Origin of the sequence: Bradyrhizobium sp. 2TAF36 (assembly GCF_052114925.1) — a bacterium.
GTDB classification, from domain to species: domain Bacteria; phylum Pseudomonadota; class Alphaproteobacteria; order Rhizobiales; family Xanthobacteraceae; genus Bradyrhizobium; species Bradyrhizobium barranii.
Genome location: NZ_JBFRFR010000021.1, coordinates 63,023 through 77,876, shown reverse-complemented (window position 1 = coordinate 77,876; position 14,854 = coordinate 63,023). Strand labels below are relative to the sequence as shown.

Genomic DNA, 14,854 nt, shown 5'->3' with positions numbered 1-14,854 from the left:
CCAATGATCTACCGATGCCGTTGCCGGATTGCGTTGGCCATCGGTCAAGTGCGCCGGACCTCGATTTCAGGCGGTGACGATCATGCTGATGCCGCCCATTCGGTTGCCTATCCTGCCGCAGATCAGGACGCCACTGCACGCGGCCCTCCGGTCCTGCGCGGGACCGCTCGGTCTCGTATTCGCGTATAGCTGCAGCTACAACCTGCTCCTGTTTGCGCCCTCGATCTATCTTCTTCAGATCTACGACCGGGTGTTGTCGAGCCGGAGTGGCGACACCTTGCTCCTGCTCACGCTCATTGTCGCGATCACAGTGGTCGTCGGCGGCGTGTTCGATGCGTTGCGGCGCGCCGTCCTGGGACGCCTTGGCGCCTGGCTCGACGATCGCCTTCGTCCTTGCGTGCTTTCGGCCGGCCTCGAATCGGCGCTTCGCAGCGATTGGACGCAAGCGTCGGGCGCATATCGGGATCTCACCGTGCTGCGCCAGTTCGTCGAGTCCGGCGCATGTCCGATGCTGTTCGACGCGCTCTGGGCGCCCTTGTTCCTCCTTGTGCTCTTTCTGATCCATCCCCTGCTTGGCGTGGTGGGCGCCTGTTGCGTCGCCTTCCTGTTCGCGCTCACAGTTGCCGGTGAGCTGGTCACGGAAGACGTTCTGCTCAGATCCGGCGCCGCGCTGTCCAGAAGCTGCGGCCGCCTCCAGACTGCAGCGAGCAACATCCACATGATCCGCGCCATGGGAATGTTCGATAGCGCTGCGCGCATGATCCACCGTGACGCGCAGCACGCCCGCAGAGAGCACGATGTGGCACTCCGGCGAGGCGAGATCGTCTCGCTGGCCACCAAGCCGGTTCGCGCGCTGTCGCAGGTCTTGATCATGGGGGCTGCCGCATGGCTCGTCCTCGATCACGGGAAGAGTCCGGCCATCATCTTTGCTGCCACGCTGATGTTCGGCCGTGCGCTCGCGCCGGTCGAAAGTGCGGTCGCAGGCTGGAAATCACTCGTGACGGCCGTGAGCGCCTGTCAGCGGCTCGGCGCGCTTCTCGCCGCATTCCCCGTCACCCGGCAGCAGAACGCGGAGGTTTCTCCGCCGCAGGCGCGAAGCGGCCTCGTCGTCGACAATGTTGACGTGAGGCTTGCGGGGACCAACCGTCTTCTGCTGAACGGTGTCTCGCTCAGCCTCATGCCCGGAGAATGCCTTGGCATCATCGGTCCGTCCGGGTCAGGCAAGTCCTTGCTCGGCCAGGTGATCGCCGGGCTGTCGATGCCAACGCATGGCCGTATCCTCCTCGACAATACTGACGTCTCGCTGCTTCGCGAGGGCCGAAGCGGCGACCGCCTCGGATATCTCCCCCAGGACATCAACCTGCTCGGCGACACGATCAACGACATCATCGCACGCCTTGAAGATGCCGACCGACGGAAAGTCATCGAAGCGGCCAAGCTCGTCGGTATCCATGGGGCGATCATGGGCCTGCCGCTGGGGTACGACACGGTGGTTCAGAGCGAAGCAACCTTCTCGCGCGGGTATCGGCAGCGCCTCGGTCTCGCCCGCGCCTTTTTCGGCAGTCCACGCCTCGTCGTTCTCGACGAACCCAACGCCAGCCTCGACTACGGGGGCGAGCGAATGCTCCTGGATGCCATCGAGCACATGAAGCTCGCAGGCGTCATCCTTGTCGTCGTCACTCACCGGATGGGTCTCCTCGCCGCCACGGACAAGATTGCCATCATGGAGGGCGGCGCGGTCRCCGCGTTCGGCGACAGCGAGGACATCTTTGAACGGCACCTGAGCCGCCCCCAGGTTACTTCGCAGATTGCGCCATGATCTGGAACTCTCTCACCATATGGACGCATCCCGCCGTATCGAGACTTCCCATGATCTGGGACCAGCTCATGCGAGCGCCGGCGAGCCCCCTGCCCGCCCGGCGATCTGGCGTCGTGGTGACCGCAATCGACGATTTCGAGCCTCTGGAATTTCCATGGTGTTCGACGCCCACGCCGACCTCTCCGCGCGGAAGGCTTCGCGGTATCACCGTCGCGGGCAATCTGCTGGTGCTCTGCTTCATGCTAGGGCTTGGGACATGGGCGAGCCTCGCGCCTCTCGAGAGCGCCGCGATCGCCTCCGGCGTCGTGGAATCGGAATCGAGCCGCAAGACGATTCAGCATCTGGAAGGCGGCATCATCAGGAAGATCCTGGTTTCGGATGGCGATATCGTGCGCAGCGGCCAAACGCTGATCGAGCTGGACGACACCCGGGCCGGCTCGGAGATGCAAAGCCTCCAAGGCCAATTCTGGGATGCCGCTGCTCGTGCCGCACGGCTTCAAGCCGAGCAGCAGAGATTCGAGAGGATCGCAATCCCGGACGCGCTGGAACAGGACAGCAGGCAGAGCGAGGTGGCGGCCGCCGCGGTGTCGGCGCAGCAATTCATTTTTCAGGCACGCCTCCAGGTTCACGAGTCGCAGCTTGCGGTCATTCGCGAACGAAGGCGTCAAGTCGAGAAGGAGATCGAAGGTCTCAAGGCTCAGGAAACCGCCACCGGGCAACGGGTCGACATCGTTCGGGAGGAACTGGATATGGTCGCGACCCTCGTCAACAAGGGACTCGAACGGCGGCCGCGGCTGCTGAACCTGCAGCGGGAGCTGGCCGACGTTGAGGGCCGCCGCGGCGAGATCGCCGCGCAGATTGCCCGCGCCGGGCAGGTCATCAGCGAACAGCAGGCCACCTTGTTCAAGCTCGAGAGCGAGAGGCAGAACGAGATCGCACAGTCGCTTCGTGAAGCACAGAACCAGATATTCCAGCTCCGCGAGCGGTTGCTTGCGGCCAGGGATCAGCTATCGCGAACGGAGATCAAGGCGCCCGAGGACGGCGTGATAACCGATCTGCGGGTTCATACGGCCGGCGGCGTCATCGGAGCGGGCGCTCCGCTCATGGACCTGGTGCCCCGGCAAGACCGTCTCGTCGTGACCGCGCGCCTGAGGCCCGAGGACATCGATGTGGTTCATCCCGGCCTCAATGCCGAGGTTCAACTCGTACCGTACAATCAGCGTCGCGTGCCTCGCCTGAAGGGAACCGTCGTGCACGTATCCGCAGACCGGCTGCTCGACAAGCGTACCGACCAGCCATACTACGCGACCAGGATCCGGATCGACGACGGACAGATCGTCGCGAACGACATCCAGATCGTCCCCGGCATGCCGGTTCAGGTGTTCATCACGACGGGGCGCGGCACCGTGGCTCTCTACGCGCTCAGGCCCCTGCTCGACAGCTTCCGTGGTGCATTCAGAGAGGACTGAAGCGCGATGAGATTCGGGTGAATCGTCATCGCGCCTTTCCGGGTCCGGATCATGCATTAGGTCTCCGGCATGAGAGCCACGCCGGGGACGTGATCGCGACTCGGCGCGGGCAACCGGCCGCGCCAGCGGAGCACGGCCTCCGTGCGATTGTGAGCGGCACATTTCCTCATGATATGCTGAATGTGCATTTTGACCGTGCTTTCCGACAGGCCCAATTTGGCGGCGATCAGCTTGTTGGGCAGGCCGAGCTCCAGTTCCGCGAGAACCTGTAGCTCACGAGGCGTGAGATCGGTCACACTCCTGTCGATAGCCACTCTGGCTCCCTCGTTCATCAGATATGCGGGCGCGAGCCCGCGCGCATCCGGCGGCTCGAAATCCGGTATCCTGTTCATCCCGGCCACGGGCAACGGCCTGTAGGCGCCGCCGACAAGAACAAGGCGCAGGCCGGCTATGGCGATCTCGATCGGTAGCGAGGTGGAAAGAAAGCCGCGCACGCCCCGCTGCATCGCGGCCTGCACGGTCGGCTCGTCCTCGTGGTTTGACAGGACCACAGTGGCGGCGTTGGGACAACACTCCGCAACGAAGGCGAGATCGTCCTCAACCGAGGGATCGCCGATGGGCTTGTCCGCGATACTCAGCAGCACCAGACGAACATCGCGGGCTGACGTGCAGTCCAGGCCTTGGACCGATGCCATGTCAAGGATCTCAAGTTCGTCCAGCTCCCGCCTGAGGACGTGCAGAATGCATGTACGAGGCAACAGGAGCGGCTCGATGATCACCAGAACCGGCAAATGAAGGGATTCATTAAGCCGTTTTGAAGTGTTGGTTATGTCGTGCATGATGTCCTCGAGATGAAAAGAACCTCCGCGATATTCCCATTCCGTATTGCGTCTCCCCTGCTGCTGCATTCATCCTGAATGCATCATCACGAGAGCGGCGCAGTGCCGCGTTAGTGCCGTATCCACTGCGGGATCACTCGACACCTGGGGGGAAATTCTTTCCGCTCAAATCATCTGGGCGTGTACCGCGCGGTGGCGCAGTCGACGCATCCCTAATTGCAGATATTTCGATACGCCGTTGATGCCGCCGACCCTGACTTGCCGTCGACGACATATGCTTCATCCTCCTTCACGAGATACAGGAACGGCCTCTCGCCAGTCTCGCCGCCTGACGCGCTTCTTCCTTTCACGCGGCCGCAAATCGTATCCACGGGGCGTCCAAACATGTTCTTTCGCATTGCGCGCTTCACGTCGCTGAGTTCGACCGTTTCCGGCCCCCTCATCTGCGTCGCGATCGCAACCTTCGCCTTGTCCAGAGCAGGGTCCGGCATTTCCGCGGGCCGTTCGGATGCCGGGACGCTGATGCTCGTCCGCGGGGACGCCGCTTTGGCAAGGTCGGTCGATCCGCGTTTCTTCGGAGATTTCGGAGATGATGTCTTGCCGGGCCTTGCCAGCGTTGCGGAACTCGATCTGACAGCCGCAGGCTCTTGCGCCAACGCCGTCGGCATTGGCGGCGCGGGTTGGGCGACAGCGAAACAGGGTCGTGACGCGCATCCGAGGAAATACCCTCGGGAAGGCGCAAACCAGCCAAAGCCGATCAGGACTCCCGCCAGCACTCCGACAAAAAGCAGTCCCATCCGATTCCCCTCCTCCGGGAGCTCGGCTCGCACTCGTAACTAGGACTAATTCCGCGCTGGTGATCTATCTGTTGCGCAAAAGCATTAAGCGCCCATTAAGCGCGCGCCGTTGTCCGGCCCATGCCTGGATGGGCGGATTAGATCGGGCTCCAGACCCGTGCCGAAATGACCGCGCCGATTGCCACAATGTAGTCGTTTTTCTGAATTCGGCGGAGATCGCCACGCGAGGAGGACGTTCCCCCGCTTCGGACACGCGATCTGCAGGACGACGGCGACTTCGGCGGTCGGCCCGACGACTTATCCGCCAAATCGCTTGATCAGCTTTGAGCCCTTGGCTGCATCGATCTGCTGGCCAGTCAAGTCGGAGCCGGCGCTCAATCCTTTCGTCATGAGGTTCTTGACGCGTTGCGCCGCCTGCTTCTCATTGGAATAGTCGATCTCGACATGATCGAGGCTCATCAGATGACCAAGCTCGTGAGCCCAGGCGCGTCCATTGGCGTGGTCATTGCCATACCACTGGACGAAGCTTGCCGGCTCGGGTTCGCTATTGGGGTATGAACTTCCGCCGGCAGATAGATTTTCAATCGAATTGACGAGGTAGATGTGGATGGCATTGTCCGGATCGTGCCGAGAGGCAAGAACACCCAGCAATCGCTGATCATTGCTGCGCGCGCTCTTTGCCATGTCGAGCGGCTTCTCCATCAAGCAATCGCTGATCACGAACGCGATCTTGGCCTTTGACCAGATCGTATTGACCACGTCGAGCGCCTTCTTGGCCGCGTCGCTGCTCCATTGCCCGGGCTCAACGACCCCCCTGTCGGCAAATGGCGTGATGTAAATCCTCAACGGAATGGGCATCAGCTTCTCCGAAGTCCGAAATTGCGATCGTATCTCCCTGCGCCGTCTTTCGAAGATGGTCACGGCCGGAAAGACGCTGTCCGGTCCTCAGCTACGGCGACAGCTGCCGGCCTGAGGGCAATCACATATGCGCACTTCGCGTTCCTATGCGCTTTCGCGGCAGCAATCGCGTGAGCGGTTTGTTTGACCCTTGTTAGCCACAACGGCGACTAACGAGCCACGTTTCGCCCGCCTCGTCGACTGAACGTGAATCGGGTCAGACGAGCATGTGCCCCTGGTGCGCGGGTCGGCCAATCCAGCTGGAAAATGTGTCGCGAAGACCCGGAAGTCTCCGCAAGGAAAGACTGGGGCCGGGCTTACGTTCAGAATGGCCGATGCAGACTCGAACGGCATGCTTGAACACGGCGCTACACGATATCGGCTGAAATCTTCAGGGCAGGAAGAACATGAATGGCATTCCGCCGCCTTCCGGCTTGTTGCTTGCGCTGGCCTCGGGTCTTGCGGGTCTTGCAGGAGCAGCTTCCCTCTCCCTTCGTTCAAGTCTTGCGGACGGGGCCTGACGGACCTTGCGCTTCTCGCATTCATCGTCGCCATTCAGAAAGTAACCCGCAGCGCAGGCAATCTTGACACAACGATCGCCGTCGCGCTTGAGGCCGGATCCGCAAATCAAAGGACAAACCCGCGCCGGTTTGAGCTTGATCGCATCGAGCGCATCGGCGCTCGCGGTCTTGGTATCGAACTTGGTGCCGGCGCTTTGATTGAACAGCTCAAGCGAGCGCCGCGACGCCGCATCCCACTCCCCACTGGCCGATCCCGTGAGGCAACCGACCCGGCGCAATTCGGTTTGCACCGATTTTGCCAGCTCGGCTGGCGAAGGTGGCGGCACGGGAGCCTGTGGATTGGGGAGCGCTGCCACTTTTGTGTCAGTGTTTGCCTTCGCCTCTTGCGGCTGACCTGTTGCTGATGGTGCAGCGTTCTTCGCGGCAGGTGCCGTTTCAGCCGCGACACGCCTTTGTTCGGCTTGAGCAGCCTGATGCTGCGCGGTTTCCTTGGCGGCCTCGGCGGCGGCCCGCGCTTCCTGCGCTGCCTTCAGATCCGACGCAGCCTTGGCAAGTTGCATCTGTTGTGCGCCCTCGTTCACGAGCCGCGCCTGCTCCTGCTCGGCCTGACGCGCCTTTTCGGCCGCAGCAACGCGCTTCTCCTCCGCATCGATTTTGGCGAGCTGAAGCTTTGCGAGACTTGCGTAGTAACCATCCGGATACTGGACGATGAAGAAGTTCAGTGCATCCTTGTTGCCAACCTGCAGCGCGAGCTCGTAGTCGCGCCGTATTTCGGATCGCAGCGTTGGCGATGGGGCAGCTTCCTTCGCTGCCTCCCTGGCTGGTTCTCCGGCTGGTTCCCTGGTTGGCCCCTTGGCTGTTTCCTTGGCTGTTTCCTTGGCGGGCACCAGCGGCACGTCGTCGCCGCCAAGCGTGCCGTAAACATAGGGCTCCTGCCGATTGCCCGTCGCTTTCATGACGTCGTCGCGAACGAAGCCGAACACTCTGCGCAAATCCAGACCCGGAGTCCCGATATATTTGACCAATGCGGCAGCGTAGGGACTGTTCTTGCTGTTGCCGTCCGACGCTGTCGAGCCAGCCTTGGCGGCGAAGGCAACCAGAGTATTCGCCGTCGCCGGCTCAATTCGGGCAAGGCCCCGGCTGATGGACCGCGAGCCGACCGTCCGTTTCATCTTTTCGGAGAAAGGATTGTTGCGGCAAGCGTCGAGGATCACAAGCCGCAGCTGCCTTGCCGGTTCAATGGCCAGCATGACGCGATCGAGCGAAAACGCCTCATCGTACACATCCGTATCGCGCTCGAGGGTGGCGTCGACCGGGATCAGATAGTTCGTACCTTCGATCTCCATACCATGACCGGCGTAGTAGATGACGGCCACATCTGCGTCGCGAGCCTGATCGGCAAAATCGCGCAGCGTGCGCCGCATCTCGATCGCCTGAAGATCCTGGCGGGTTTGCACAACGTCAAAACCTGCGTTCTTTAGTGTCGCCTCGACAATCGCAGCGTCATTGACGGGATTCGAAAGTGGCGCCGCGTTTTTGTAGGCAGAATTGCCAATGACAAGTGCGACGCGATTCCCCGCCCATGCCGGCTGACAGAAGAAGAGCAGCAGCACAGGAAGAAGGGACAAGATTCGGCGCAAATTCACGAATCCGTGCAAACCCATGGCAGTACTACTGTTTAATTATGCGCTTTATCATTCGTGTCGCCACGACAGGTTCGGTTCAATGACAACTCGACGATCCGGAAGGTCCGCGGAATGTGGAACCGCATGGGACTGGCTGGTGTGGCCGCGCCCGGAGATGTGGCCAGCCAATTGACCTCTCCAGGGGCCTGGCGTCTAGTGAGGCAGATTTTGAGCGAGCGAGATCACTGCTGTGACTGACGCGAAGGTCGGCCAGGAGGGGACAGCCAGGAACCGGATCGCCGGCGGCGTCAATCCCTGGCTGGACTGGACCTCCAGGGTGGCCATCGTGATCGTCTATGGCGGGTCTGCTCTCATTGGCGCCGCCAGCATCCATCGCCTTCCGTTGGGCAGCGTGGACAACTTGCTGATGATCGCAGCCAGTATTGCCAACGTCCTGTTCCTCGGACTCGTTGCACTGACAACCATGACCCGGCTGGTCCCGACAATGAAGTCGAAGGGCGTTGAGATGCGGGTCTCGGCCCTGCTGGGCGCATTTCCGACCGTCGCACTCGCTTTCCTTCCGAAGGCAGAGCTCGGCCCGATCTGGTCGGCTCTGTCCACGACGTTGATCCTTGTGGGGATCTCGCTTTCTATCGTGGTACTCCGCTGGTTGGGCAAATCCTTCAGCATTCTACCGGAGGCGAGGCGCCTTGTGACGGAAGGGCCTTATCGAGTCGTCCGGCATCCCCTCTACCTATGTGAGGGGATTGCGTTGGTCGGTGTCACACTTCAGGTCCTTTCACCACTTGCCGTGCTCATCGCCATCGTGGTTGCGATGATTCAGTGCCGACGAATGATCAACGAAGAGCGGATTCTAAGACTGGCCTTCCCTGAATATGACGTCTATGCCGCGGCAACGCCTTTTCTGATCCCTGCAGGTCTGATCCCCGCGAGACTCGGGCGGCGAGCTCATCAGGCCGGACCGGAGCTCTCGACCAAGGCGATCGATCCGCACGCCTGACACCGCGCTTCACGTCTCCTCGATGTGCGGCTCAGCGGAACTCGAGTTTGAACCAAGCCGGAGGCCTTGTGCCGCGCTGCCACGAGCAGCCCCCAGAAAAATAACCGTTTTATATCAATATCTTATATTGTGATCGCGCCCTCAGCAGAGCACTGGCGGGCGCCTATCATCCACATGAATCGGCGGATAGCGCCCGGCGCAATATCTTCCATGCCTTTTGAACGCGTCCGCATTTCGCAACAACACATAGGAATGGATCGGGCTCGAGTTTGGTACTGTATGCAGATAGGCAGCCGCCAGTAGCGTACGAATTCAGGAGCTGTTTCTCACGCGGCCATCTTCGCGACGTCACCATTCTACGGGCATAGGTTGAGTGTTCGCCATGAGAGTGTACAAGCACCTTCGAATTTTGCTTCTTCTCGCCGCTTCGCTGTTCCTGGCCTCTCAGCCAGCCTGGGCGACAAAGCGCGTGGCTTTGGTGGTCGGCAATTCCAACTATCAAAACGCCCCTCTGCTCCCAAACCCGGCCAACGACGCTGCGGCTATCACCGCGACCTTGAAGGGAGCAGGTTTCGACGTGGTTGACTCAAGGCTTAACCTCGCCGCGACCGATATGCGGCGGGCCTTGAGAGAATTCGCCGATCAGGCCCGCAATGCCGACATAGCTCTGGTGTACTACGCCGGCCACGGTATCGAGATCGACGGGACAAACTATCTGATCCCGACCGACGCCAGACTCGAACGAGACACGGACATCTACGACGAAGCATTCTCGCTCGACCGCGTCCTGCTGGCGATTGAGCCTGCGAGGCAACTACGCGTGGTGATCGTCGACGCGTGCCGCAACAATCCGTTTGCCGATTCGATGAAACGTACAGTTGCCTCGCGATCGATCAGCCGCGGGCTGGCCAGGGTCGAGCCCACCGTCTCCAACACGCTGATCGCGTTTGCCGCCAAAGCGGGACTAACCGCACTCGATGGCAACAGCCAGAATAGCCCGTACGCGACGGCCCTCGTGAAGTACATCGCAAAGCCGGGGCTCGACTTGCGAAGGGCTTTCGGCTTCGTCCGCGACGATGTCTTGCAAGCCACGGGCAACCGACAGGAACCCTATGTCTACGGCTCGCTCGGCGGCGAAGACGTTGCGCTTGTTCCGGCGACCAAGGCCGAGGAGCCGGTACAGGCAGCCAACCCCCAGTCGGAAATTCGACGTGATTACGAGTTGGCCTTGCAGCTCCGCAACAAGCCTGCTCTGAACGCGTTCCTGACCCAACATCCGGACGGATACTACTCAAATCTGGCCAAGCTGCAGCTCAATCAGCTCGACGCCGAGGACGCACGCGTCGCGGCCACGGCGAAAGCGCAGGAGGCCGAGCAGCAGCGAGCTCGCCTGATGTCCCAGGGCGCCCAGCGTGCCGACCAGGAGAAGGCGGCCGCGGATCTGAAGGCTGCGGAAGAGGCCCGGATTGCGGCCGAGAAGACGAAGCAAGCGGCGCAGGAGCAGGCCGCAGAGGCGGAACGGAAACGTATTGCATCCGAATCTACAATCGTCGCTGCACTCTCCGGGAATAAACCGGCTGTTGAGAGTACCGTCGCGGATAAGCCAGCGGCCGCTACGCCCGCTGAGGACAGCAAGACGCCCAAGCTTGCCGCGCTGAGCGACGAGCCGCGCCAGACCGATATCGCAAAGGCCGATCTCTCCAAGTCCGTAGATATCGCCAAGTCTGTACAAGGCGAATTGAGCCGCGTCGGCTGCTTCACCGGCGCCGTCAATGGCCAATGGAATGCGGCCTCACAGCGCTCGTTGGCTCTCTTCAACCAGCACGCGGGAACCAAATTCGACGCCAAGCTCGCAAGTCTCGACGCGCTTGACGCAATCAAGCTCAAGCCGTCCCGGGTCTGTCCCCTGATCTGTGATCATGGCTACAAGGCTGACGGTGACCTGTGCAGCAGGATCACCTGTGCCGAGGGTTCGTTCCTCAACGACGACAATGAATGCGAGAAGCGACCCGGGAAGAAACCGGTTGCAAAGCGCAACACGGACGAGCGTCCGTCACGTGCGGATCGTTCGGCACGCGAGAGGCCGGCGCCGGCAGCCGACGTTCCGCGGCGACAAGCAACTGCGAGGTCCGGCGGTGGCGGTGGTCAGGTCGTTTGCGATCAATCTCTGTGCCGTCAGGTTAGAAGCGGCTGCCACCTCGAATACCGTGGCGGCGGCGGCCCCGGGGGCAACGTGGGTAATGTCGAGTCCTGCAACTAGCAACGCGCAAGGCTGCCACGGCGTCATGGAAGGCCAGGAGGCCGCGCGGATCTTGGTGTCGAGAAGGTGTGACGGGCGGCAGAGCTTAACATTGGGTCATCCAGGTCCGTGCCTAGATTGGCCGAAGCGGAGCGACCTGCGTGGTTGCGTGTGAGCTTGAGCAAAAGGACGCCAACGCCTTTCCCGGGGTGACGCTCTTCACGAAGCGGCAGGCCCCCGGCATGAAGCCGACGGCGGTTTATCTTCCGCCAAAGCACCCAACAGCTGCCACCAAGTTCGATGTCGTGATCTGGCTTCACGGCTTCTATGTCAAAAACCATGAATTCCTCTTCCACAGCGATCCAGCGCGGCTGCGCGAACAGGTCCGGGATTCCGGCAAGGACGTAGTGCTTATCGCGCCGTTCCTGGGCTACGAGTATGCCGTTGGCGACACCTTTGCCGGAAACTACAGCGTGTCTGACCTGGCAACCGCGAACTGGGGCGAACGCTATCTCGAGGAGATCCTTGGAGCTCTTGCCAGGTTCCTGGGCCTCTCCTCGACGTCCATTCCTCAGCTCCAGATCGGCAAGCTCATCATCGCATGCCACTCCGGCGGCGGTAACGGCATGCGTAATCTCGTTGGGAGCCTTGGAAAGTATCAGGGCAAGCTGACGGCCTGTTGGGGATTTGACTGCCTCTACGGTGCCAATGCGCGGCCCGATGATGCGACCTTCTGGTACCAATGGCTGTCCGGACAGAGCGGCCGGGCGCTCGAGATCGTGTATGGTCCATCAACTCTGCCGCAATCGGTGAAGCTGGACCTGATCGGGCGTGGGCTGGCGACGACCGATGGCAATCAAACTCAGCCTCAGCGCCCTGCCCTCAAGAACCTCAGCGTAAGCTTGGGTCATCACGATCTATTCCCGGCATTTGGCCAGATGGTCAGGGTCAACGATCTTGACCCGGCTTTCGTGGATCGCTTCATGATACCGCAGGTCGCGGACCAGCCGCGGCATAAGCCCGCGCCGCAGCGCGGGGAATTCCTCCAGCACGCAATTTCCAACGTTCGCAGCGCTTTTCCCTTTCCAAAGGACATTCACTACATGATCRCCCGGGGTGGCTTCTTCAGCCGACTGAGCAAGCTATGACCCAAGCTTCACCGGACTCACTTGATGGAATAAGATTTGACGTCGAACGACCAATTGTTCGTCACCAGCTTTCCGCTGCTGTTGTCCGGCACGCGCAGCTCGCTGGTCCAGGCCGATAGATAGCTCAACGCGTCGGCCTGACCTTCCAGCTTGCGGGGCATGTCCGGCAAATCGAGCAATTGCACGCGTCGCTCGCTCAGGATGGCGATCATCACAGCGGACCCCGTCGGCGGTGCGACGACATATTCAAAACCACGCTGTCGCGCCGCCGGGGCAGGAACAACAAATTCGACACCCGGCTTGACGAGATTGATGTCGCGTTCGTTCGACTGCGCCAATAGCTCGGGGGTCGGAAAGATCTGGGACATCCGCCCTTCCGCGTCGACGTCGACCAAAATGAGATATCCGGTCTTCCTGGCCGTGACGCCGAACGAGACCTTGCCGCCGACGTTGACGGTCTGGCTCGGCAGGATCTGAAGGGACACACTCGCGGCATTGGTCTGCCCGCGCACCGCTTGTACAGGCCAAAGCCAACGTGCGTACGTCGTGCCGACATGCAACGACGCCGTCGGCAATGGTGCTGCGGACGCAGCTCCGCTACCCGCCAGCAGCAGCAGGAATGCGAGCCATGGTCGCGCCTGGCGGATCGGCTGCGATGACGGCATGGCCTGCTCCCCTAAGAGTCAGGGAGCACTGAAGAAGCCGATCGAGGCGATTCGCGCGTCTGCGGGCAAGTAACGCTCGAGACTCTTGATCACTTGCCCCGAGGCGCGACGCCGGTTGAACTGCATCAGGGCTGTCTCAAGATCTACCATGCGTTGCTGCGAGGTCACCGCAACGATCTGTTCCGCACCGAACGGCTCGCCGACCCTGAGCGGTAGGCGCAAACTCGCCGATCGGGCCAGCGCCGCATCAGAACCCACCGGATACAACAATTGGATGGTGCCATCGCCAGACACATTGAACAGCAGCACCGCCCTTGACGCCACATCGGACAGGTCAACTTCGACGGTCTGGCCAGCACGCTGTTGGCGATCGTCTGGCCAGATGCGCATGATCTGCGGCGACCGGGTCGCAATGCGTTTCAGTTCACGAATTGCCGCTGTCCGGTCGWCTACCGTCGGCAGGTCTGCAACGTCGATCCCGTAGGCGACCACGTCGCCCCACGCGATCACGTCGTGCGACACGGGATCCCAGATCAGGTCGGGATTGTCCGTCGGTTGGACCGCCTGCACGGGAACATCCTTTGGCTTCACGCTCGCAAAATAGCTCGTCTTGCCGTCGAGCGCCGCCAGCCGGATTGGTGCAGCGAGGCGGAGAGGCCCCGGCGCGTCGCCGGCCGGAAGTTCCTTGGTTGCCGCCGCGGCAAGCGTCGGAATGGTTGGTGCCTTGGCCGTGACAGACGGCGGCGCGGGCGCCTGTCCCTCGATGGCCCCGGATCCGGCCGGCCCAGAGGCCGCTCTCGCGGCCGGCCCCTGAATCAGCACGACACCGCGCGTCAATTCGAAGGCGACGTCGGTATCCGGCGTCTGAGGCGGCGATGATACGGTCACAATGTTCTGGCGCTGGTCCGAGAGCTGATAGACCACCTGTCGAACATTGCTGAAGAGCTCCTTGAGCGTCACCTTCCCATCGTGATTGATGTCTGCGCTCCCCTCCACCGCCCGCGCGACCGCATAGCTGAGAGCCCCGCGCAGGCCATCGATGCCAGGGATGCGGACTTCCGGTGCCTTGGTGTAGCGGTCCACCGCAGCCAGGAACGCCGTGTGGTCAAGATCGAGTTCTGACTTCGGATCGTTGCTGTCCGACACCGGCTTCAGTTCGTCGACCAGCAACGTGTAACGCGGAACCTGCCGGAAGCTCATCTCAGCGGCACGCGGATCGATATCGCGCACCATGCCGCCACCGTGGCAGGTATCAGCCACGAAGATCACCCTCGCCCCGCGCAGCTCGAACTGCCGGATGAAATGGTTGAACTCACTGCCCAGAACACGTTCAACCGACCCGGTTGGCGTAGTTTCAAAGCCTGGCAGCAAGAACACGTTTTCCATTCCGTCCGGCTCCGAGCCCTTGACGCGCTCCGGTTCCTGGGTGCCATGACCGGCGATCGACAGAAAGATGAGGTCGTTGTTCTTGGTCCGCTCCACCAGTGCACTGATCTCGCGCAGGACGCTTGCCCTGTCGGCCTGGGCGTTCGTCAGTACGACGACGTCGCCAACCCCCATGCTTTTCAAGCTGGTCACGATGTCAGTGGCGTCAGCGACCGCGCCCTTCAATTTCCGCACGTGCTGATAGTCATCGATCCCGATCACGAGCGCGCGCACGGCCGCCCCGTCCGGATTGCTGATCGACAGTCCTCCTGCCGCATATGCGTGAGGGGTTATCAGCCCGATCAACGCAGCGAGCCCGATGGTGGCGCATAGCCGCCTGATCCCGCAATCAAATCCTCTGGGCATCCGCATCGTGATCCACCTCGACA

The 14,854-nt window shown here is 61.6% G+C and carries 10 protein-coding genes; 5 read left to right on the top strand and 5 right to left on the bottom strand.

All coding sequences use genetic code 11. The annotated features are described in order from the left end of the window. Positions 1-82: 82 nt before the first annotated feature. Both AB4Z51_RS14075 and AB4Z51_RS14070 read left to right on the top strand, forming a co-directional pair. Positions 83-1,819 carry a type I secretion system permease/ATPase gene (locus tag AB4Z51_RS14075; protein ID WP_441497580.1) on the top strand — a complete coding sequence of 579 codons (1,737 nt, stop codon included), beginning with the start codon at positions 83-85 and terminating at the stop codon, positions 1,817-1,819. Then, positions 1,816-3,288: an HlyD family type I secretion periplasmic adaptor subunit gene (locus tag AB4Z51_RS14070; RefSeq protein ID WP_135214254.1), complete on the top strand. Its 1,473-nt coding sequence runs from the start codon at positions 1,816-1,818 to the stop codon at positions 3,286-3,288. Before AB4Z51_RS14075 ends, AB4Z51_RS14070 begins: the two co-directional genes overlap by 4 nt. Before the next feature lie 56 nt (positions 3,289-3,344). Here AB4Z51_RS14070 and AB4Z51_RS14065 read toward each other — a convergent pair whose 3' ends face one another. From AB4Z51_RS14065 to AB4Z51_RS14055, 3 genes are all read right to left on the bottom strand, one after another. Then, on the bottom strand, positions 3,345-4,127 hold the full coding sequence (locus AB4Z51_RS14065; RefSeq protein WP_135214253.1) for a response regulator transcription factor: 783 nt from the start codon (positions 4,125-4,127) through the stop codon (positions 3,345-3,347). Positions 4,128-5,221: 1,094 nt separating this feature from the next. After that, positions 5,222-5,782 (bottom strand): hypothetical protein, encoded by a 561-nt coding sequence (locus AB4Z51_RS14060; protein ID WP_135214251.1) that lies wholly within the window; start codon positions 5,780-5,782, stop codon positions 5,222-5,224. Positions 5,783-6,212: 430 nt separating this feature from the next. Continuing rightward, a complete protein-coding gene (locus AB4Z51_RS14055) occupies positions 6,213-8,006 on the bottom strand; it encodes a caspase family protein (protein ID WP_441497576.1) in 1,794 nt (597 codons plus the stop codon). A gap of 211 nt (positions 8,007-8,217) precedes the next feature. On the opposite strand from AB4Z51_RS14055, the gene AB4Z51_RS14050 reads away from it, so the two are divergent. From AB4Z51_RS14050 to AB4Z51_RS14040, 3 genes are all read left to right on the top strand, one after another. Continuing rightward, positions 8,218-8,988: a methyltransferase family protein gene (locus AB4Z51_RS14050; protein ID WP_063981829.1), complete on the top strand. Its 771-nt coding sequence runs from the start codon at positions 8,218-8,220 to the stop codon at positions 8,986-8,988. A gap of 382 nt (positions 8,989-9,370) precedes the next feature. Next, positions 9,371-11,248, top strand: a complete 1,878-nt coding sequence (locus tag AB4Z51_RS14045; RefSeq protein ID WP_244623095.1) for a caspase family protein — start codon at positions 9,371-9,373, stop codon at positions 11,246-11,248. Positions 11,249-11,388: 140 nt separating this feature from the next. Next, the gene (locus tag AB4Z51_RS14040) at positions 11,389-12,375 is read left to right on the top strand and encodes a hypothetical protein (protein WP_441497575.1); all 987 of its coding nucleotides are present in this window, start codon (positions 11,389-11,391) and stop codon (positions 12,373-12,375) included. A gap of 17 nt (positions 12,376-12,392) precedes the next feature. Here AB4Z51_RS14040 and AB4Z51_RS14035 read toward each other — a convergent pair whose 3' ends face one another. Together AB4Z51_RS14035 and AB4Z51_RS14030 are read right to left on the bottom strand one after the other, a co-directional pair. After that, positions 12,393-13,040 carry a DUF4384 domain-containing protein gene (locus tag AB4Z51_RS14035; RefSeq protein ID WP_135214247.1) on the bottom strand — a complete coding sequence of 216 codons (648 nt, stop codon included), beginning with the start codon at positions 13,038-13,040 and terminating at the stop codon, positions 12,393-12,395. Between the two features lie 18 nt (positions 13,041-13,058). After that, positions 13,059-14,837, bottom strand: coding sequence for a caspase family protein (locus tag AB4Z51_RS14030; protein ID WP_441497574.1), 1,779 nt, complete (start codon positions 14,835-14,837; stop codon positions 13,059-13,061). Positions 14,838-14,854: the final 17 nt, after the last annotated feature.